The 18,951-nt window shown below is 68.9% G+C and carries 17 protein-coding genes and 2 tRNA genes; 5 read left to right on the top strand and 14 right to left on the bottom strand.

All coding sequences use genetic code 11. The features are described 5' to 3' along the window. Positions 1-183 precede the first annotated feature (183 nt). Together AC1DGD_RS01340 and AC1DGD_RS01335 are read left to right on the top strand one after the other, a co-directional pair. Complete coding sequence (locus tag AC1DGD_RS01340; protein ID WP_230008289.1) at positions 184-597, top strand: ArsR/SmtB family transcription factor; 414 nt, start codon at positions 184-186, stop codon at positions 595-597. Beyond that, positions 594-2,291, top strand: coding sequence for a SulP family inorganic anion transporter (locus AC1DGD_RS01335; protein ID WP_476855666.1), 1,698 nt, complete (start codon positions 594-596; stop codon positions 2,289-2,291). The genes AC1DGD_RS01340 and AC1DGD_RS01335 overlap by 4 nt, the downstream gene beginning before the upstream one ends. On the opposite strand, the gene AC1DGD_RS01330 is transcribed toward AC1DGD_RS01335, so the two are convergent. The 5 genes from AC1DGD_RS01330 to AC1DGD_RS01310 form a co-directional block, all read right to left on the bottom strand. After that, complete coding sequence (locus tag AC1DGD_RS01330; protein WP_476855665.1) at positions 2,281-2,505, bottom strand: DUF3188 domain-containing protein; 225 nt, start codon at positions 2,503-2,505, stop codon at positions 2,281-2,283. The two genes, AC1DGD_RS01335 and AC1DGD_RS01330, sit on opposite strands and share 11 nt — an antisense overlap. Before the next feature lie 127 nt (positions 2,506-2,632). After that, on the bottom strand, positions 2,633-3,577 hold the full coding sequence (locus AC1DGD_RS01325; RefSeq protein ID WP_476855664.1) for a DUF2797 domain-containing protein: 945 nt from the start codon (positions 3,575-3,577) through the stop codon (positions 2,633-2,635). 25 nt (positions 3,578-3,602) lie between these two features. Next, positions 3,603-4,466, bottom strand: a complete 864-nt coding sequence (locus tag AC1DGD_RS01320; protein ID WP_223913776.1) for an HpcH/HpaI aldolase/citrate lyase family protein — start codon at positions 4,464-4,466, stop codon at positions 3,603-3,605. A gap of 163 nt (positions 4,467-4,629) precedes the next feature. Continuing rightward, on the bottom strand, positions 4,630-5,625 hold the full coding sequence (locus tag AC1DGD_RS01315; protein ID WP_476855663.1) for an aldo/keto reductase: 996 nt from the start codon (positions 5,623-5,625) through the stop codon (positions 4,630-4,632). After that, complete coding sequence (locus AC1DGD_RS01310) at positions 5,622-7,328, bottom strand: glycoside hydrolase family 13 protein (protein ID WP_476855662.1); 1,707 nt, start codon at positions 7,326-7,328, stop codon at positions 5,622-5,624. The genes AC1DGD_RS01315 and AC1DGD_RS01310 overlap by 4 nt, the downstream gene beginning before the upstream one ends. Before the next feature lie 103 nt (positions 7,329-7,431). On the opposite strand from AC1DGD_RS01310, the gene AC1DGD_RS01305 reads away from it, so the two are divergent. Continuing rightward, positions 7,432-8,610, top strand: a complete 1,179-nt coding sequence (locus tag AC1DGD_RS01305; protein WP_476855784.1) for an ROK family transcriptional regulator — start codon at positions 7,432-7,434, stop codon at positions 8,608-8,610. A 15-nt stretch (positions 8,611-8,625) separates the two neighbouring features. Here the strand turns inward: AC1DGD_RS01305 and AC1DGD_RS01300 are convergent, their stop codons facing one another. From AC1DGD_RS01300 to AC1DGD_RS01280, 5 genes are all read right to left on the bottom strand, one after another. Then, positions 8,626-10,197, bottom strand: coding sequence for a Na+/H+ antiporter (locus AC1DGD_RS01300; RefSeq protein WP_028276506.1), 1,572 nt, complete (start codon positions 10,195-10,197; stop codon positions 8,626-8,628). A gap of 85 nt (positions 10,198-10,282) precedes the next feature. Next, positions 10,283-10,942 carry an NAD(P)H-binding protein gene (locus AC1DGD_RS01295; protein ID WP_223913773.1) on the bottom strand — a complete coding sequence of 220 codons (660 nt, stop codon included), beginning with the start codon at positions 10,940-10,942 and terminating at the stop codon, positions 10,283-10,285. Beyond that, positions 10,939-11,739: a membrane protein insertase YidC gene (yidC, locus tag AC1DGD_RS01290; RefSeq protein ID WP_476855661.1), complete on the bottom strand. Its 801-nt coding sequence runs from the start codon at positions 11,737-11,739 to the stop codon at positions 10,939-10,941. The genes AC1DGD_RS01295 and yidC overlap by 4 nt, the downstream gene beginning before the upstream one ends. Positions 11,740-11,885: 146 nt before the next feature. After that, a complete protein-coding gene (locus AC1DGD_RS01285) occupies positions 11,886-13,289 on the bottom strand; it encodes a sensor histidine kinase (RefSeq protein ID WP_476855660.1) in 1,404 nt (467 codons plus the stop codon). Beyond that, the gene (locus tag AC1DGD_RS01280; RefSeq protein WP_476855659.1) at positions 13,286-13,969 is read right to left on the bottom strand and encodes a response regulator transcription factor; all 684 of its coding nucleotides are present in this window, start codon (positions 13,967-13,969) and stop codon (positions 13,286-13,288) included. The genes AC1DGD_RS01285 and AC1DGD_RS01280 overlap by 4 nt, the downstream gene beginning before the upstream one ends. Before the next feature lie 132 nt (positions 13,970-14,101). Here AC1DGD_RS01280 and AC1DGD_RS01275 point away from each other — a divergent pair, with 132 nt between their 5' ends. Then, positions 14,102-14,509: a hypothetical protein gene (locus tag AC1DGD_RS01275; RefSeq protein ID WP_476851342.1), complete on the top strand. Its 408-nt coding sequence runs from the start codon at positions 14,102-14,104 to the stop codon at positions 14,507-14,509. A gap of 55 nt (positions 14,510-14,564) precedes the next feature. On the opposite strand, the gene AC1DGD_RS01270 is transcribed toward AC1DGD_RS01275, so the two are convergent. The 4 genes from AC1DGD_RS01270 to AC1DGD_RS01255 all read right to left on the bottom strand — a co-directional run bounded on the left by AC1DGD_RS01270 (position 14,565) and on the right by AC1DGD_RS01255 (position 18,167). Next, a tRNA-Met gene (locus AC1DGD_RS01270) sits at positions 14,565-14,638 on the bottom strand. Positions 14,639-14,700: 62 nt separating this feature from the next. Further along, a tRNA-Thr gene (locus AC1DGD_RS01265) sits at positions 14,701-14,772 on the bottom strand. 233 nt (positions 14,773-15,005) lie between these two features. Next, a complete protein-coding gene (locus tag AC1DGD_RS01260; RefSeq protein ID WP_476855658.1) occupies positions 15,006-17,123 on the bottom strand; it encodes a DEAD/DEAH box helicase in 2,118 nt (705 codons plus the stop codon). A gap of 390 nt (positions 17,124-17,513) precedes the next feature. After that, positions 17,514-18,167 carry an MOSC domain-containing protein gene (locus AC1DGD_RS01255; protein ID WP_459385436.1) on the bottom strand — a complete coding sequence of 218 codons (654 nt, stop codon included), beginning with the start codon at positions 18,165-18,167 and terminating at the stop codon, positions 17,514-17,516. Between the two features lie 187 nt (positions 18,168-18,354). Here AC1DGD_RS01255 and AC1DGD_RS01250 point away from each other — a divergent pair, with 187 nt between their 5' ends. After that, entirely contained in the window at positions 18,355-18,951 is a 597-nt protein-coding gene (locus AC1DGD_RS01250) for a Tat pathway signal protein (RefSeq protein ID WP_476855657.1), read from the top strand.

Below are 18,951 nucleotides of genomic sequence, written 5' to 3'. Positions count from 1 at the left end.
TCGCCACGCCCCGGGCCGGCCGGCTTCGTGACGGGTCCGCGCCGGGAACCGGACGGGCACAGACGGGCGCTCCGGCGGGTCTTGACCGGCGCGATATGATGAAAACATCAATCCATCAATCCGAATCGCCGAGGGCGCCGCCGCACCGCGCCGCGAACGGATGCGAGAAAGTGTTTCCCCGCCATGATCTCCGCCGCGCAGACCCCCCTGTATGAAATCAAGGCCAACCTGTTCAAAGCTCTGGCGCACCCGGCCCGAATCCGGATCCTCGAGCTTCTGGCGGCCGCGCCGGACAATACGGCGCCGGTCAGTTACCTGCTCGCCGAGACGGGGCTGGAGCCCTCGCACCTGTCCCAGCATCTGGGCACGCTGCGCCGGCACGGTGTGGTGACGTCGGTCCGGACGGCGAATGTCGTGACCTACCGGCTGGCTCATCCCAAGATCAAGGAGCTGCTCGCGATTGCCCGGGTCTTCCTGCTGGACACCCTCGCCGGTTCCAGCGAACAGCTCCGGATAGCGCAGGAGCTGCCGGCAGGCCACCTCGACCGCGCGGGCGACGCCGACAGTACCGGCCACCTCGACGCCACGGCAACGTGAGCGCGGCCCAGGCAGCAGACCCGGCGACGACATCTGCCACGGCACGGGGACGCTTCGCCCGGTTTGTGCCGTCCCGCCGCGACTACGAGCTCTTGAGGTTCGCCTGGAAGACGGACCTGTTCGCCGGCATCACGGTTGGCATTGTGGCGCTCCCCCTGGCCCTGGCCTTCGGGGTCAGTTCCGGGGTCGGGGCGGAGGCCGGACTCATCACCGCAGTGGTGGCAGGACTTGTCGCCGCCGTCATGGGCGGATCCAACGTCCAGGTCTCTGGCCCGACCGGCGCCATGGTGGTGGTCCTGGCCCCGGTGGTCGCCGTCCACGGCGTCGGCAGCATTGCCCTGGTCTCTGTATTGGCCGGGCTGCTGGTCGTGGTCCTGGGCGCCAGCGGGCTGGGCCGGGCCGTCGCGTTCATCCCGTGGCCGGTCGTGGAGGGTTTCACACTCGGTATCGCCGCCATCATTTTCCTCCAGCAGGTTCCCTTGGCCACGGGCACCGAGGGAACGCCGGGCCACAACACCCTCCTGGCCGCCGTCGAGAGCGCGTCGCAGGCCACCATGCCGACCGTGCTGGAAACGCTCGCGGTGGTGGCATGCGTCGCGGCCGTGATGTACCTGCTGCCCAGGCTGAACAAGGCCCTGCCCGCGAGCCTGATCGCAGTGCTGCTCACCACTGCGGCGTCGGAGATGCTGGCGCTGGACATACCGCGGATCGGCGCGCTTCCGCACTCCCTGCCGGCGCCCTCGATGCCCTCTGTCGATCCGGCCGCGCTGGGAGGCCTGCTGATGCCGGCCGTGTCCATCGCGACGCTCGCCGCCATCGAATCCCTGCTCTCGGCCCGGGTGGCCGCCGGCATGGTCGGCCCCGACGGCCGTCCGTCCGGCGCGTACAGCCCGGACCGGGAGCTCACCGGCCAGGGGCTGGCCTCGATCGCTGCCGGATTCTTCGGCGGCATGCCCGCCACGGGCGCGATCGCCCGGACCGCCGTGAACGTCCGTTCCGGGGCCAAGACCCGGCTCTCCGCGGTGGTGCACGCCCTGGTGCTGCTGGCCATCATCTACCTGGCGGCGGGGCTTGTCGGCAGGATCCCGCTGGCGGCGCTGGCCGGCATCCTCATGGTCACGGCCGTCCGCATGGTCTCGCGGCACACCGTGACGGCGATCCTGCGCTCCACCCGGGCCGACGCCGCGGTCTTCGTGGTCACCGCCCTCATTACCGTCGCCTTCGACCTCATTGTGGCCATCCAGATCGGACTCGCCGCGGCCGCCGTGTTCACGCTGCGGACATTCGCTTCCCTGAGCGGGGTCCGGCGCGAGGACATCCCGGGGCCGCCTGTTCCGGGCGACGAGCACATCGCCATCTTCCGGCTGGACGGGGCCATGTTCTTCGGTGCAGCGGAGCGGGTCCTGCAGGAGATCAGCCAGGTCAGGGACATCCAGGTGGCCGTCATCCGGCTGTCCCAGCTGCGGATGCTGGACGCCACGGGCGCCCACATGCTCGTTGAGGTGGTCTCCGCGCTGGAGCTGCGCGGGGTCACGGTCCTGCTGAAGGGGGTCCAGCCGCAGCATCTGGAGCTCGTGACCAATGTGGGGGTCATCCGCTCACTGCGGCATCACAAGCACCTGTTCACATCCCTCCCGGACGCGGTGGAGCATGCCCGGAGCCATGTGGTGCGGAACGCGGCCGCTAGCGCTTGAGGTTTTTCCGGATCGCCTGGCCGCGGACCACAAGCCCGGCAATGTGCAGGACCAGGCCGAGTCCGATCACTGCCAGTGAGGCGAGGGCAAGGGGCTGGTTGCCGGTGCTGTTGCCCACCACGCTGAGGATGATGCCGAGGGCGATCAGGCCCATGGCGCTGAAGACGATCACCTTGTAGGCGGTTGACGCGGTGGCCCAGAATTCATTCAGCACCGTGCCAGTCTACCGGGACGGCCGGACGACACCGCGAGCCGCAAAATTCCTGGCGACACTCAAATTGCCTGCCGACGCGGGAAACGGGCGCGCCCGGTAATTTGCGCGCCGCGGGGCAATTCCAGCGTCAGAACAAGGCTTCCTGCACGGCCGGGACATCCGAGCCGTGGTCACCGAGTTCGATCACCCGGGCCTTGAGCTGGCCCAGGTTCACCACGAATTCCAGTCCGCTGCCATCCAGCGCCGCGAGGGCAATGCTGCCGCTCAGCGCGTCGATCCGGAACCCGTGCGCTCCGGCCGCCAGGTCGTGCGGATAAGCATGCCGGGCGGCCGGGGCGCAGGCCTTCGCGGAGAGTTCCGGCCGGGCCCACCGCTCATCCACCACCGCGAAGCCCTCCCCGCCGGCACCGGCAATCAGGGTCCGGGCCTCCCCTGCCAGCCGTCCGTTCAGGGCGTCGAGGTCGACGGCGGCTGCCGGGGCGAGCAGCGCAGCGGCCTTGGCGGCAGCGCGGACCTGCTGCGGCAGCCCGGCCTCGCGCGTGATCATGTCTTCAAGGAGGCGGACCACGCGGCCGTCCTCGGCACGGGCGACGTACCGGGCGACGACGGCGCCCTGCTCGGCGAGCCGGTTCCATTTGCGCCGGTGGGACGCGGTGCCGACCTTGCTGGCCCCGTTGGCGAAGGTGGCGACGTAGAGCCAGTGCGGCTGCATCAGGTACGCGCGCAGGCCCGGCGGGACCCGGCCGCCGCGGTGGAAGTCATGGATCAGCCGGAATTCATCCAGGACGAAGCACCGCCCGCACTGGCTGCCCCTGGCGGCGGGAGCCCGGTCCGGGCACAGGACGTGGTCCCGGTCCGCGGGTCCGTGCACCAAGTGATGCCCAAGGCACTGTTTCCCCGCGGCGGCGAGCCGGAAACCGAGGCGGGTGCCGGCGTCGAGCGTCACTGCGGTGAGGGCGCCGCCAGGGTCCTGCAGGCGCATCGCCGGCGGCCTGCCGCCGGACGCTGCGGCGGGCCCGGGCGCCGGAGCATCCCAAAAGACCCCGTGCACCAGATAGCGGGTATCGGTCACGGGGTCTCCTCGAGTGGTGTGGCGGCTAAAGGGCCGGCTGCACGCCAAAGGCTACCGCGAGCTTCATGATCTTCTCGGCCCGGCCCAGGCGCGGAAGGTCGGAGCCGTCCCGGATGACGCGGCCGTTGGCTTCGAAGTCGGCCATGAAGTCCGTGGCCCAGGCGACGTCGGACGGGGTGGGGCTGATGACCTCGTTGATGACCGGCGTCTGGTCGATTGCGAGGCAGAGCTTCCCGGTCATCCCCATCATCACCGTGATGCCGGTCTGTTCGCGCAGGATCGGGTGGTTCGTGCCGACGGTGGGGCCGTCGATGGGGCCGGGGAGGTTGCCCACGCGGCTGGCCACAACGAGCTTGGCGCGGGGGTAGGCCATGGCTTCCGCGGTGGCCGCCATGCCGGTGTCGCGGCGGAAGTCGCCCGAGCCGAAGGCCAGGCGGAAGGCGCCCTGGGCCTTGGCGATGTTGTTGGCTTCCTCGATGCCGACGGCGGACTCGACCAGGGGGATCACCGGGGTCTTGCCGTCCATCCGGTGGAAGCTCTCCGTGACCTGGTCGGCCGATTCGGTTTTGGCCAGCATGATGCCCAGCAGGCCGGGGGTGCCGCGCAGGCCGGCGAGGTCGTCGGCCCAGAACGGGCTGGTGGCGTCGTTGATCCGGACCCACGCGCTGCCGCCGGCGGTCAGCCAGTTCACGACGTTGGCGCGGGCGGCGTCCTTCTGCGAGGGGTCCACCGCGTCTTCGATGTCGAGGATGATCGCATCGGCCCGGGAGACGGCGGACTGGTCGAAGAGATCGGTCTTCATCGCGTTAACCAGCAGCCAGGAGCGGGCGATGTCGGCCGGGATGTTGCGTTGGGGCCGAAGTGATTCGGCGGTGGTGGTAGAGGTCATGCATCTACGCTAGTCGCCCGGGGGCACTTGCCGCTAAGCGATCCGGCCCTCAGCGGCGACCATTACGACCAAAATCACGTCCACACCCAGCTGGCCGGCAGCAGAAGCCGTTTTCGGGCTCCCAACGGCCTCGGCTGCCGGCCAGTTGGGTGGGACGGACAGGCTAGGGGATGTTGCTTCCCCGGGCCGCGACCCAGAGCCCGTACCACTCGGCGCGGGTCATCGCCGCGGCGGCCTCGGCGGCTCCGGCGCAGGCGAGGATCCGGTCCGGGTTCGCGGTGCCGATCACGGGCGCAATCCCTGCAGGGTGCCTCATGAGCCAGCCGAGCACGATCGCTTCCCCCGTGGTCCCCTTCTCGGCGGCCAGGGCGGCCACGAGGGAGGTGGCGGCCTCCTCGGCCGGCGTCCGAGCGGCCGCCGGCGCCCCGGTGTAGAGGCCGCGGGCCAGCGACCCGTATGCCTGCAGACGGATGCCGTTCCGGACGCAGTGCTCGACGGTCCCGTGCGGGAAGCTGTAGTCCGTGCCCTCGGCATGGTTGACGAGCACTGTGCTTTCCAGCCACGCCCGTTTCAGCAGGCTCATTTCGAGCTGGTTGCCCACCACGGGAACCTCGAGCCGGTCCTGCAGCATCTCGATCTGCGGGCCCGACATGTTGGACACGCCCACGGCCCGCACCTTGCCTTCGGCCATGAGCTGCCCGACGGCGGAGGCCACCTCCGCCGGATCCATCAGGGGATCCGGGCGGTGCAGCATGAGCACGTCGACGTAGTCCGTCCGGAGCCGGGCCAGGCTTTCGTTGACCCGCTCCAGGATGCCGTCCCGGCTGAGGTCGTAGTAGGCCTCCAGGCCCTGCTCGTTGAGCCGGATGCCGCACTTGGTCTGCAGCCGGATTTCCTCCCGCAGCCCGGCGGTGCGGGCCAGGACCTCGCCGAAGACGGCTTCGGCCTTGCCGTTGGTGTAGATGTCCGCGTGGTCGAACAGTGTGATGCCCGCGTTCAGGGCGGCTTCGACGGCCGCGGCCGCCTCGTCCACGTGCGCGGACGAGTACGGCTCGGCCGACCAGTCGCCGCCCAGGCCCATGCAGCCGTAGACGAGTTCCTGGGGAAGGTTCCCGGCGCCGGCGGGCGTGCCGGGCGAAGCCTGCGGTGCGGGGCTCACCGCAGCCAGACGGCGGTGTTGGCCGGCAGCTGCCCGCCATCCAGCGGGCCGCTGCTGACCAGCACCTCGCCGGCCGGCAGGTCAACCGGCGCGTCGCCGAAGTTGGTCACCGTCTGCCAGCCGCCGGGACGGCTGAAGCGCAGGACGTCGGCGCTGCCGGATTCCTGCCACTGCAGTTCCTCCGAGGTCTGCAGTTCGCGGCGCAGCTTCAGGGCCGTGCGGTAGAGCTCGAGGGTGGACCCTTCCACGCCGTCCTGGGCTGCCACCGCGTAGCGGCTGAACCAGGCCGGCTGCGGCAGGTGTGCCCCGCCGGCGCCAAAGCCGAACGAGGTGCCCTCCGGGGCCCAGGGCAGGGGCACGCGGCAGCCGTCGCGGCCAATCTCCACGCCCTTGTTCCGGAAGAAGGTGGGGTCCTGGCGCTCGGCGTCGGGGATCTCCGTGACTTCCTGCAGGCCCAGTTCCTCGCCCTGGTACAGGTAGGCCGATCCCGGCAGGGCCAGCATCAGCAAGGTCGCGGCGCGGGCCCGGCGCAGGCCGAGTTCGACGTCGAGCTCCTCGACGGGGGCGCCGGCCAGCAGCCAGCCCTTGCCGTCCTGGCCCTGGGCGTGCTTGCCGCCGCCCTGGGGCAGGCCGTAGCGGGTGGCGTGGCGGACGACGTCGTGGTTGGAGAAAACCCAGGTGGAGGAGGCCCCGGACTCGGTGGCCTCGGCGAGGTTCCGGGCGATGATTTCGCGGAACTCGCCTGCGGCGAAGTCGGCCTGCAGGAGGTCGAAGTTGAACGCCTGGCCCAGGCCCTCCGGGCTGGCGTAACGGGCGCGGCGGGTGGCGTGCACCCAAGCCTCGGCGACGGCGGTGCGCGGCGGGTTGTACTCGTTGAACACCTCGCGCCATTCGGCGTAGATCTCGTGGACTTCATCGCGGTCCCAGAACGGGTGCGAGCCGTCCGGGAAGCCGTCCGTTCCGGTGTTGGCGGCACTGAGCTCCACTTTGGAGATCAGCGGCTCGGTGAGGTCCTTGGTCAGCGCGTGGGCGACGTCGACGCGGAAGCCGTCCACGCCGCGGTCGGACCAGAAGCGGAGCGTCTTGAGGAAGTCGTCGCGGATTTCCCGGCTGGCCCAGTTCAGGTCCGGCTGTTCCTTGGCGAAGATGTGCATGTACCACTGCCCGGGCGTGCCGTCGGGCTCGGTGATGCGCTCCCAGGCGGGGCCGCCGAAGACGGATTCCCAGTCCGACGGCGCGAGTTCGCCGTTTTCGCCGAGGCCGTCGCGGAAGATGTAGCGCTCGCGGGCGGCGGAGCCGCGCGGGGAGGCCAGGGCCTCCTGGAACCACTCGTGCCGGTTCGAGGAGTGGTTGGGGACGATGTCGGCGATGAGCTTGATGCCGGCGGCGTGCAGCGCGGCGGACATCTCGTCGAAGTCCGCCAGGGTGCCGAGCTTGGGGTCCACGTCGCGGTAGTCGTCGACGTCGTAGCCTCCGTCGGCGAGCGCCGAGGGGTAGAACGGGGAGAGCCAGACGGCGTCGATCCCGAGTTCCTTCAGGTACGGGACCTTGGCGGTGATGCCCTTGATGTCGCCCAGTCCGTCACCGTTGGAGTCCGAAAAGCTCCGCGGGTAGATCTGGTACACCGATGCCTGGCGCCACCAGTTGGGGTCGGCGGCGAGATCGGAACCGGACAGGGTTGCCAGCGTGGCGGTGTTGGTCAAAGGAGATTCCTTCGGGTCTGGGAGGGCTTCTGGTAATTTAGATACAAGCTAAATATATTGCCTGAACAATTATGGCTCCGGGGACAGAAGAGGTCAAGAAGTGATGCCGCACGCAGCCGCCGCCACGCCGCAGCTGCTGCGCCGCGTCAACGCCCAGGCCGTGCTGCGCCACATCCGCGGCGCCGATGTGGCCACCGGAACCGAGTTGATGGCACTGACCGGGCTGACCCGGGCCTCGGTGATTGCTGTCTGCGAGGATCTGATCGGCCGGGGCTGGATCGTGGAGCAGGACCAGCCCGCAGACCCTGCCAGTCCGCGGAAGGGCCGGCCGGCCCGGCGCTTTACCTTCAACCGGGAAGCGGGTTTCGTGTTGGGCCTGGACATTGGTGCCGCGACCACCACCGCCGCCGTGGCCGACCTCCGCGGCACGGTGATCGGCCGTTCCAGCGGGAGCTTCCGTGCGGCGGACATCCCCGCGCAGGAGCGGATCGGCGTCGTCGATCTCGCCTGCCGCGAGGCGCTGGAAGCGGCGGGAGCTGACCCGGGCAGGGTCCTGGCCGTCGGCGCCGGGATCGCAGCGCCGGTGGACCGCGACGGCAACGTTCTGGTGACGCAGCGGTTTTGGAGCCTGTTCGACGTCGGGCTCCGCTCCGCGCTGAAGGAGCTGCACGGCTGGACCGTGCTCCTGGAGAACGACGCCAACCTGGCTGCGCTCGGTGAGCGCTGGCGCGGGTCCGGCGTGGGCGTGGATGATCTGGTGGTGCTCCTGGCCGGCGAACGCCTCGGCGCCGGCGTGATGGAATCCGGCCGCCTGCTCCACGGCCGCGGCGGGGCCGCCGGCGAGATGGGCTATCTGGACATGGTGGAGGGTGTTGGCTCCAGCGACGGCATCGCCGCCCTGGTGCGGCAGTGGTCGGCGGCCGGCGGCGGACCCTCCGCGGGCGGCCCTGCCAGTGCGCCGCGCGTCTTCGCGGACGCGGCCGCGGGAGACCCGGCGGCCCTGGCCATCCTGGACCGGATTTCGGAGCGCATGGCCCGGGTCATCGCCTCGATCGCGAGCCTGATCAACCCCGAGCAGGTGGTGATCGGCGGCGCCGTCGCCGAGTCCGCCGGGGCGCTCCTGCCCGGCATCACAGCGCTGCTTCCCCGCTTCACCGCGACTCCCCCGCGGGTGACAGTCTCACCCCTGGGCGACGCGATCGTCACGGCGGGCGCGGTCCGGCACGCCCTGGACTACGTCGAGGCGAATGCCTTGGAGCTGGCCCTCCCCGCGCGGGGCTGACCCGGATCCGTTGCCTTAGTCCGGCATGATCATGGTGCGCAGGTCCAGCTGCCGCAGCACCCGGTCCGCGACTTCCGGGTCCATGCCCGGCTCGTTCCGGGCCGCTACGACTTCCCGGCGGGCCGCATCGAGGGCGATCGTCTGCACCGCGATCGCCAGTTCCCGGCCACGCTTACGCTGCTCCCCCGCGCTTTCATTCCGCAGGCTCCCGTCCAGCAGCTCGGCGTGCAGCCGGGTCATTTTCTCCTTCACGAGCGCCACCTTATCCGCCGGCAGCTCCTTCATGAGCTCGTTGTCCTTCAGGGCCGCGATGGCTGCCTGTTGCGCCCGGCTTGCCAACACGCGGGCGGCGTCGCGTTCTTCGGAACCGTCCTCGGACGCCTTCAGGACCCGCATGAGCCACGGCAGCGTCAGCCCGGGCAGCACCAGGGTGGCCAGCAGCACGGCGCAGGCGATCACCAGCAGCTCGCTGCGGGCCGGGAACGGCGTGCCGTCCGCAACGGTCAGCGGAAGAGCCAGGGCCAGCGCCAGGGTGGCCAGGCCGCGCATGCCGCACCACGTGAGTATCAGCACGTCCTTGGCCGAAGTAGGGCGCAGAACATCCTTCCTCGCCCGGGAGAGGCCGGACATCATGGCCAGCCAGGCGAAGCGTGCGGCGAACACCAGGACGCACACCACCGCAGCCGTCCCGACCATGCCGAAAACGCCGCTGCCTTCGTCGTGGATGACTTGCCGTACTTCCAGGCCCACCAGCCCGAACGCCAGGCCGGTGACCAGCAGTTCCACGACGTCCCAGAACGCGGTGCGGGTGACCCTCTCCGCGGCGTCCCCGGGCCGGGAGTGGCGCTGCATTTCCAGCGCGGTGACGACGACGGCGATCACCCCGGAGGCGTGCACCTCCTCGGCCAGGATGTAGGCGGCAAACGGCACCACCAGGGTGACGGCGCTCCGGGCCACCATGGAGGTCACCAGGCGGGTGATCAGGCTCGTGAGCCAGCCCATGCCGATCCCCACAACCACCGCGATCGCAGCTCCCAGGACAAACTGGAGGACAACGTCCGAGGCGATCTTGGTGCCGGCGACGGCGGCGGCCACGGCCGCCTGGAAGATGACGATGGCGGCGGCGTCGTTGAACAGGCCCTCGCTCTGGAGCACGTTGATGAGCCGCCGCGGCATGTGGACCCGGCTGGCGATGGAGTCCACGGCCACGGGATCGGGCGGGGCCACCATGGCGCCCAGGGCGATCGCGGCCGGTATGCCGATGCCCGGGATCATGAGCCAGGCCGCGCCCGCGACCACCGCCGTCGAGACCACCACGAGCGCGACGGCAAGCATCAGCAACGTGCGCCAGCGGACCCGGAAAACAGCCCACGAACTGCGCTGCGCGGTCGCGAAGAGCAGCGGGGGCAGGAAAATGGGCAGGATCAGCTCGGGCGGGATCTGGATCTCCGGGAAGCCGGGGATGAATGTCAGGGCAACGGCCAGGATCAGCATCAGCACCGGGTAGGGCAGCCGCAGCTTCTCTCCGAGACCGACAGCGCCCACCGTAGCCAGCAGAAGTCCAACGATGAGTGCCAACTGATCCATGTGCCCGCTTTCCCCGGAGGCGGGCCGGGGCATCCCGGGTGGATGCGCGGACCGCCCCCACTACCCTATCGGGAAGAGTCCTGGGCTAGCCCAACGTTTCCAGCGCTGCCGCGAGCGGGAGCGTGCCGTCCCGGAACTCGATGGTGCGCCCGATCGTGGCCGGCAGCCCGAGGACCGCCGCCGCCACCAGGGCGACGTTGGCCCGGGCGGTTTCGGTGCCGTCGGACGTGTCGGCGGGGTCGACGTCGATCATCCCGTTGCCGGGTCCCGCGGTCAGCGTCCCGGGGCCCAGGACGGTCCAGTCAAGGCCTGAACCGCGCAGGTACTCATCCGCCGCGGCCTTGGCTTCGGCGTAGGCGAAGAAGCCGTTGTCCGCGGGGACTCCGTGGTCCGGCCCGGCCCCGAAATAGGACACCATGACGTACCTGCTGACGCCGGCTTCCGCCGCAGCGTCCATGGAACGGATCGCGGCGTCGCGGTCCACGGCGTAGGTCCGTTCGGGGCTGCCGCCGCCGGCTCCGGCCGACCACACCAGGGCGTCGTGTCCGCGGAGGGCTCCGGCGATCTGCGCCGTCGTCGCGTTCTCCACGTCCAGCAGCGCCGGTGTGGCGCCGGTGGCCGCGACGTCGGCCGCATGGTCCGGGTTGCGGATAAAGGAGGTCACCCCGTGCCCTTCCGCCGCGAGGATCCTGGACAGTTCCAAAGCCACCTTGCCGTGGCCGCCGATAATTGCGATGCGCGTCATGGTCCCATTCTGTCCCACCGGACAGCGAACTGCTGCCCCATGGTCCACAGGTTGGTGGTGGTCCAGTAGATCAGGACGCCGATGGGGAACACGATCCCGCCCACACCGAAGACGACCGGCAGGGTGTACAGCAGCACCTTTTGCGGGCCCATGAACGGAGTCGCCACGGCCTCGCCGGACAAGCTCCTGGCCATGATCTGCCGCTGCGTGATGAGCTGCGAGGCCGTCATGGCCAGGATCATCGCAATGGAGAGAATCCACACCGAGAGCTGGCTGCCGCCGACGCCGTGCAGCAGCGAGGCCGAGAGCGGGGCGCCGAAAATCGTGGACTCGTCGAACTGCGCGACCTGTTCGGGGCTCATGGCCCCGACGGCTTCGCTCTGGCCGGCCGCGGCGCTGATGCCGGACAGCATCTGGAACAGCGCGAAGAAGAAGGGCATCTGGATCAGCAGGGGCAGGCAGGCGGAGAACGGGTTGGTGCCGTGCGCCTTGTACAGGGCCATCTGTTCCTGCGCCATGGCCTGGCGGGAGAGCGGATCGGTCTTGCCTTTGTATTTGTCCTGGAGCTTCTTCAGGTCCGGCTGCAACCGCCTCATGCGCTGCTGGACGTTGACCTGTTTGAGGAACACCGGGATCAGGGCGGCGCGGATCACCAGCACCAGCCCAATGATGGACAGCGTCCAGGTCCAGCCGCTGGCCGCCGGCATGCCGATGGCGCTGAGTCCGTCATGGAAGCCCGCCATCATGGCTGATACCAGCCATTTGAACGGCGCCATGATGGTGCCAAGAAGGTCCACTGATATCCCCAACCGTCAGTTGCTGCAAAGCTACGGCGAAAAGTGCCGCTTGTCACGGGCTCGCGTTGTTGGAGGGCACACCGCTGACCAGGAGACGATTCAGCCGGTGTCCGGGCGTGCCCGCGCTGCGCTGATGGCGTTGATTTTTAGGCTGATCTGAATTGCACGCAGGCGTCCAGGCCGGTGGTGCCCGGTGCGGACCCGGGCGCCCTGGGCCTGAGTGTTGCTTCTGCCCCGCTGGCCCGGGCCAGTTGGTGCACGATGGACAAACCGAGGCCGCTGCCCTCGCCGCCCTGGGTGCCGCGCCAGAAACGGCCAAATGCCCGTTCGCAGTCTTCCGGGGAAAGCCCGGGGCCCTCGTCCAGGATGTGCAGTTCGATGGTGCCTGGCTGTTCACCGTGGGAGACCACGAGCTGGATCAGTGACCCCGGCGGGGCGACGGCGAGGGCGTTGTCGATCAGGTTGTCGATGATTTGCTCGGCGGCCCCGGGCAGGACCAGGATGTCCGCCGCCGGCGGGCCGTCCAGGCTCAGGCGCACACCGGTCTCCTCGGCGAGGGCCTCCCATTGTTCCTTGCGGGCCTTCGCTGCCTCGACGAGGTCGGTGGTGACCGGCACGGCCGGGCTGCCTTCGGCCTTGCTGAGCAACAGCAGCCCGTCGATGATGCGCTGCAGCCGGTACGTCTCCTCCAGCGAGGCGGCCACCATGGTCCGGCCCGCTTCCGGGTCGGCGGGGATCGTGTCGTGGGCGTTCTCGAGCCTGAGCCGCAGCCCCGTCAGCGGGGTGCGGAGCTGGTGGGAGGCGTCGGAAGCGAAGCCGCGTTGTTGCTCGAGCAGGTGTTTCATCCGGTCCGCCATGCGGTTGAAGGAACCCGCGAGGGCTTTGATCTCGGGGGCGCCCCCTTCGTCGGTTCGGGTGTCCAGGTTTCCGTCGGCGAGCAGTTCCGTGGCGTCCCGCAGCCGCTGGAGTCTCCGGGTCACGGCGCCGGCCATGACGTAGGCCAGGATGCCGGCGAGCAGTACCGTGGTTCCGGCGACGGTCCAGATGGTACGCAGCTGGCCGTTCACCTGTTCGGCCACGACCGACGCCGGATACGTCAGCCGGACGACTCCGGAAATTTTCTCACCGCTGAGGACGGGAACGGCGACGTAGAGCAGGTCCAGGCCCAGTGTCTGGGAATACCGTTGGCCCGCGTTGATCTGACCGGTCAGCGCGGAGGCGATCTCGGGCCGCGAACTGTAGGGCGATCCGGTGGCCGCCTGATCGTCGTCCGAGGTCGCCACGGCCGTCCCGACGGCGTCGACGATCACCACACGGGCCCCGCCCGCCTCCCCGTACCGGCGCACGTCGGCCGTGACTTCCGGAGGCAGTGGACCGCCGGCTTTCAATGCTTCGCCGGCCCGGCCGGCCAGGAGAAAAGCGTCGCGTTCAAGGGACGTGGTGAGGCGCTCCCGTTCTACACGGACCAGATAGTTTCCCAGCGGAATGTCCTGGACCAGGACCACCAGCAAGGTGATGAGCATGAAGGCGCCGATCAGCCGCCATCTCATCCAGGCACCCCGAGCCTGAACCCGACGCCGCGGACAGCCTCGATCCAGCGGGGGTCACCGAGCTTTTTGCGGATCCCGGCGATGTGGGCATCCACGGTCTTCGTGGTGCCGTACCAGTCGCCGTCCCAGACCGCTCGCAGGATTTCCCGGCGCTCGAACACCGCGCCGGCGTCGGCGGCCAGGAAATACAGGAGTTCGAACTCCTTGGCGGTCAGATAAACCTCGGCTCCGTCCAGGAGCACGCGGCGCGAGCGCTGGTCAATACTCAGGCCGCCGATGGTCCTGCTGAGCTCCGTCCCGGGCCGGCCATCCGGGAGCCGTTCTTCGGAGCGGCGCGCCACCGCCCGGATCCTCGCGATGAGTTCCCGCATCCCGAACGGCTTGACCAGATAGTCATCGGCGCCCAGTTCCAGCGCCAGCACCCGGTCGATCTCTTCATCCCGGGCACTGACCACGATGATCGGAATCGAGGTCAGCGCCCGAATGGCGCGGCACACATCGGTGCCGTCCATGTCCGGCAGCCCCAGGTCCAGAAGGACAAAATCGGGACTGGACGCGCGGACCACCTCCAGGGCCTGGCCGCCCGTTCCGACGTGGCTGGCCCCGAAGCCGGCCCGGCCCAGTCCGTCAAGGACTCCGGTGGCAACTGATTCGTCATCCTCCACTACCAGGATCTGCATACTTGATTATGTTCCTGCCTGCCGCGAATTCTGCCGCAATCCGCGTGAGTTGGCTGATCGGGGGCGCAAACTTGGACAACTCTTGGATTTCCCCAAGACCCGTCCTTTCCCACGGATTCCTAGGGTGGAGACATGAAAACTAAAACAGTCCTCGTCCTCACGGCAGCCGGTGTCCTGCTCACCGGATCCGCGGCCCTTGCAGTCAACGCCCAGACCCTGAACGGCTCACCGGCCGGAACAACGAACCCCGCCAATACCGTCCTCCTGCCGCAAAACGCCACCACCGCCGCTTCCGGCTCCCCCACATCCACGGGCAGCACGTCCGGAACCGAGGACCGCAGCCCGGCCTCGTCGCCGAGTCCGTCCGCCACCGAGGACGCGGTCCCCGCCCCAGCACCTGCCGGCTCCAGCGAACCGGGCGAGGACCGGACCGCGGTTCCCGCCCCGGCACCTGCCGGCTCCAGCGAACCGGGCGACGACCACGGCGGACACGGCGAAAACGAGCCCGGCGACGACAAGCACAAGGGAAGCGATGACTGACAGTGGGGAGACAGAAAAACCCCCGGAATCTCAATGATTCCGGGGGTTTTGTCTGTAGCGGTGGGGAGGCTCGATCTCCCGACCTCACGATTATGAGTCGTGCGCTCTAACCAACTGAGCTACACCGCCGTAAATGAGGAAAACCTGCGCTAAGCCGGTCAAAAACCGCCTTGACACAGGCCCTCATTCAGAGCCCCCCACCGGAATCGATCCGGTGACCTCGTTCTTACCAAGAACGCGCTCTACCACTGAGCTAGGGGGGCAACGAGTAAATACTCTACCGGAAGATTCGCCCACCAACAAATCGGCGGCCGTACGACGCCGGACCGGCCGGAAACAGCGGAAATCCGGGCTCCCGGCGCGGTTTTGGGGGCCCGGATCGGCTCCCGGGACCAATCGGGGGCCGCGGCTGTGACGAAGCGAACACGGGGCCGGAATGCTTAAACAAGAACGGACCGGCTCAGGGAGCCGGCCCGTTCTCAGATGGTGCTAGTGGTTACCACTTGTTGCGGGGCTTGAAGCCGCCTTCGGTGCGGGGTTTGCGGGTGTCCGCGCCGAAGGTGCGCTGCTCGGAACGCTCGCTGAAGGAGCGGCCGCCACGGTCAGCGGAGGACCGCTCGCCGTCGCCCTTGCGGAATTCGCGCTTGAAGCCGCCGTTGCCCTTGAAGTTGCCGCTGCCGCCGGAGTAGCCGCCACGGTCTCCGCCACGGTTGCCCTGGTAGGAGCCGCGGTCGCCGGCCGGCTTACGGCCGTTGTCGAGCTCCAGGTGGATCAGCTCGCCGCCGATCCGGGTGCGGGACAGTGCCTTGAGCTGATCGGCGCTCAGGTCCGCCGGGAGCTCCACGAGGGAGTGGTCCGAGCGGATGTCGATGCCGCCGATCTGGGCCGAGGAGATGCCGCCTTCGTTGGCGATGGCGCCAACGATGGAACCCGGCATGACGCGCTGGCGGCGTCCGACGGCGATCCGGTAGGTGGCGTTGCCCTCGGTCAGGGTGCGGGTCGGGCCGCGTGAGCCGAAGCCGTCCTTGGAGCGCTCGCGCTTCTGGAACTCGGGCGCTGCCGGCAGTTCCTTGACCAGCAGCGGCTGTCCGCCCTGGGCCATGACGGCCAGTGCGGCGGCGATTTCCGAGGCCGGCACGTTGTGCTCTTCCTCGTAGGAGGAGATCAGGTCGCGGAACGCTGCAACGTCCTCGGACGCGAGGGTCTCCGTGATGCGCTCGGCGAACTTGCCCAGGCGCAACGTGTTGACGGTCTCGGCCGTGGGCAGGTGCATCTGCTCCACCGGCTGGCGGGTTGCCTTCTCGATGGAACGCAGCAGGTACTTCTCCCGCGGGGTCATGAACAGGATCGCATCGCCGGAACGGCCTGCACGGCCGGTGCGGCCGATGCGGTGGACGTAGGACTCGGTGTCGTGCGGGATGTCGTAGTTGACCACGTGGCTGACACGCTCGACGTCCAGGCCGCGGGCGGCGACGTCGGTGGCGACCAGGATGTCGATCTTGCCGTCGCGCAGGGCCTCGACCGTGCGCTCACGCTGCTGCTGCGGGATGTCGCCGTTGATGGCGGCAGCCTGGAAGCCGCGCGAGCGCAGCTTGTCGGCGAGGTCCTCGGTGGCCATCTTGGTGCGGACGAAGGCGATGACGCCTTCGAACTCTTCGACCTCGAGGATGCGGGTCAGCGCATCGAGCTTGTGCGGGCCCATGACCTGCAGGTAGCGCTGGCGGGTGTTGGCGCCCGTGGTGGTCTTGGACTTGACCTGCACCTCGGCCGGGTTGTTCAGGTACTGCTTGGAGAGCCGGCGGATCTGGCTCGGCATCGTGGCGGAGAACAGCGCAACCTGGCGGCCCGCGGGGGTCTGCTGGAAGATCTGCTCCACGTCTTCGGCGAAGCCCATGCGGAGCATCTCGTCGGCCTCATCCAGCACGAGGTACTGGAGTTCGGACAGGTCCAGGGAACCCTTGGCGATGTGGTCGATGACGCGGCCGGGGGTACCGACAACAACCTGCGCGCCGCGGCGCAGGCCGGCGAGCTGGGGGCCGTAGGCGGAGCCGCCGTACACCGGCAGGACGGTGAAGTCGTCGATGTGCTTGGCGTAGGAGGTGAAGGCCTCGGCAACCTGGAGCGCGAGCTCACGGGTGGGGGCCAGCACCAGGGCCTGGGTCTTGCGGGACGGGCCGTTGAGGTCGTGGAGCTCGGCCAGGCGGGACAGTGCCGGTACTGCGAATGCTGCAGTCTTACCGGTACCCGTCTGGGCCAGGCCCACGACGTCGCGGCCTTCGAGCAGCAGCGGGATGGTTGCTGCCTGGATCGGGGACGGCTTCTCGTAGCCGACGTCCTGCAGGGCGGCCAGGACACGGCCATCGATGCCGAGGTCTACGAACTTGACGCCTTCTTCCTCGGCGTCCTCGTCCTTGGCCGGGGCGGAAGTGGCCTCGGTCTTGGTGTCAGCCTGCGGGGCAGCTTCGGCCGCCGGTGCTACAACGTTCGCAGGAGCCTCGGTGAATTCCGGGGCGGAGGCGGCTGCGGGGGCAGCCGTTTCAGAAGTCTCGACGTCGGCCTGGGTGTTCTCGGTGGCGAGTTCGGTGTCGACGGAGTTGTTCTGATTTTCGGGCATAGGTGAAATTTCCTCATCCATAGGGGCCAAGCGGCACAACCCGAGGTGAGCGGAGCCGCAGTACGCGTGACACGAATTGCCGGGCGTACGGTTGACCGGCGGGTCACATAGAAGTCCGGCGCTTTCGCAATCCCGTGGCAGGACTTCCCGCTGCATCTCTTGGCTGCTATCCCAGCAGTCTGTACAGCGTTTTCTTTTGCCGGCTCTCCCTATGAAAATGCCCGCATCACATTTGCGGGCCCCAACACTTGCCAGTCCTGCCTCAAGAATTGGGCAGGAATAAGGGATTTCCGGAGTGGGGGATATTTCAAGTGTAGGGCATGGAGCGGAACAGTGGTAATTGAGGGGCCGACGGGGGCTGGTGAGCTTGCGCACACCGGCTCCCCACGCCTAGACCCCGAGACGGCGCTGCAGCTGTTCGAACCTCTGGTGGTACTCGGGCTGCAGGCGGATCTGGCCGTCGGCGTCGGCGTCGCGCAGGGCCTCCATGTCCTCCAGGGTGGGATCGGTGAACCACTTGGCGATTGTCACGCCGTGGGCAGGGACAAAGAGCCGGTGGATGTGGTCTCCGGCCTCGATGCTGCCGGTCCGGACCACGCGGAGGTAGGTGCCCACCCTGCCGGCCTCGGTGAACCGCTGGACCCAGTGCGGCTCGCCCATCCGCCGCTGGAAGGTGGCGCAGGGGATGCGCGGGGAGGTGACTTCCACCTCGACGTCCAGTCCGACCTTCCACCGTTCGCCGATCACGGCGTTGGAGGCGTTGAGGCCCGTGATCCGCAGGTTTTCGCCGAAGATGCCCGCTGGCATGTCCCGGCCGAGTTCGCCGGCCCAGTAGTCGGCGTCGTCCTGCGAGTACGCGTAGAGTGCCTGGTCCTCGCCGCCGTGGTGGATCCTGCTCGCCTGGATATCACCGCGCAGGCCAAGTTTGTGGACTTTCACCGGTCCGTCCACGGGGCGCTTGTCGATCGCGGTGACCCCGACGCTGCCGGGATCATCGAGCAGCTGGTGAACCCTGCAGACAGCAAGCACGGATGCGGTTTCCATGGCACCAGTGTAGGCCTGCGGCGTGCCCGCGGCCCCGGACTCAGCGCCGGCACGCTTCCCACGCGCCCGCCGCAGACACGGCACGCCCTTTCCATCGCCCGGGATCCGGAGGCCGGTTAGGCTGGCGTCGGGAAAAGCACGCAAGCCTTCCGCGGGATACCCTGCGGCCAGACGTGAGGGGACACATTTGGGCCGAAACGACGAGCACCCGGACAGTCCACGGCAGGACCGGAAGCAGCCTCCGTGGCAGATTCCACAGCCGGAGCTCCGGCCCGAGCTGCAGAACCAGCCCGGCCAGCCCGCGCCGCCGGGACTTCCGGCTGACCCCACTGCCCCCGCCGTGGTTGACCCCTTCGCCCTGGAACGCGAGCGCGGCCTGGCGGCCGCGGCGGCGCGAAAGAAGCGTTCGCAGCGCCGTACCGCCGTCGTCGGGCTGGGCGTCACGGCGCTCCTGGCCGGCACGATCACCGCCATGGTGGCCAGCAACGAGGACGAGGCCGACTACGCCCAGGTGTGCTTCAACGACGACACCGGCGAGCGGGTCGACGATGCGCAGTGCAACAACAGCAGCACGGACGGCCGCAGCTCCGGCATCTACGCCTGGTACTTCTACTCCCGCGGCGCCAGCGTGCCCGGGTTGGGCCAGAACCGGTCGGGCTACCCCAGCTACAGCAGGACAGTTCCCACCGGGGCCAAGGCGTCCACGGGGTACAGCGCCAAGGGCGGCACGGTCAGCAGGGGCGGCTTCGGCGGCAGCGCCAAGGGCGGAAGCACGGGAGGCTAG

It is taken from the genome of Arthrobacter sp. 05T45 (genome assembly GCF_056395875.1).
Note: the sequence above shows the minus strand (reverse complement) of the source record. Positions and strands in the feature narration are given on the sequence as shown.

Coding starts and splice junctions, on each gene's coding strand:
- AC1DGD_RS01295 (WP_223913773.1), bottom strand. CDS start 10,942: ATGACGCGCATCGCAATTATCGGCGGCCACGGCAAGGTGGCTTTGGAA.
- AC1DGD_RS01260 (WP_476855658.1), bottom strand. CDS start 17,123: ATGCCCGAAAATCAGAACAACTCCGTCGACACCGAACTCGCCACCGAG.
- AC1DGD_RS01285 (WP_476855660.1), bottom strand. CDS start 13,289: ATGAGATGGCGGCTGATCGGCGCCTTCATGCTCATCACCTTGCTGGTG.
- AC1DGD_RS01255 (WP_459385436.1), bottom strand. CDS start 18,167: ATGGAAACCGCATCCGTGCTTGCTGTCTGCAGGGTTCACCAGCTGCTC.
- AC1DGD_RS01275 (WP_476851342.1), top strand. CDS start 14,102: ATGAAAACTAAAACAGTCCTCGTCCTCACGGCAGCCGGTGTCCTGCTC.
- AC1DGD_RS01280 (WP_476855659.1), bottom strand. CDS start 13,969: ATGCAGATCCTGGTAGTGGAGGATGACGAATCAGTTGCCACCGGAGTC.
- AC1DGD_RS01340 (WP_230008289.1), top strand. CDS start 184: ATGATCTCCGCCGCGCAGACCCCCCTGTATGAAATCAAGGCCAACCTG.
- AC1DGD_RS01300 (WP_028276506.1), bottom strand. CDS start 10,197: ATGGATCAGTTGGCACTCATCGTTGGACTTCTGCTGGCTACGGTGGGC.
- AC1DGD_RS01320 (WP_223913776.1), bottom strand. CDS start 4,466: ATGACCTCTACCACCACCGCCGAATCACTTCGGCCCCAACGCAACATC.
- AC1DGD_RS01305 (WP_476855784.1), top strand. CDS start 7,432: ATGCCGCACGCAGCCGCCGCCACGCCGCAGCTGCTGCGCCGCGTCAAC.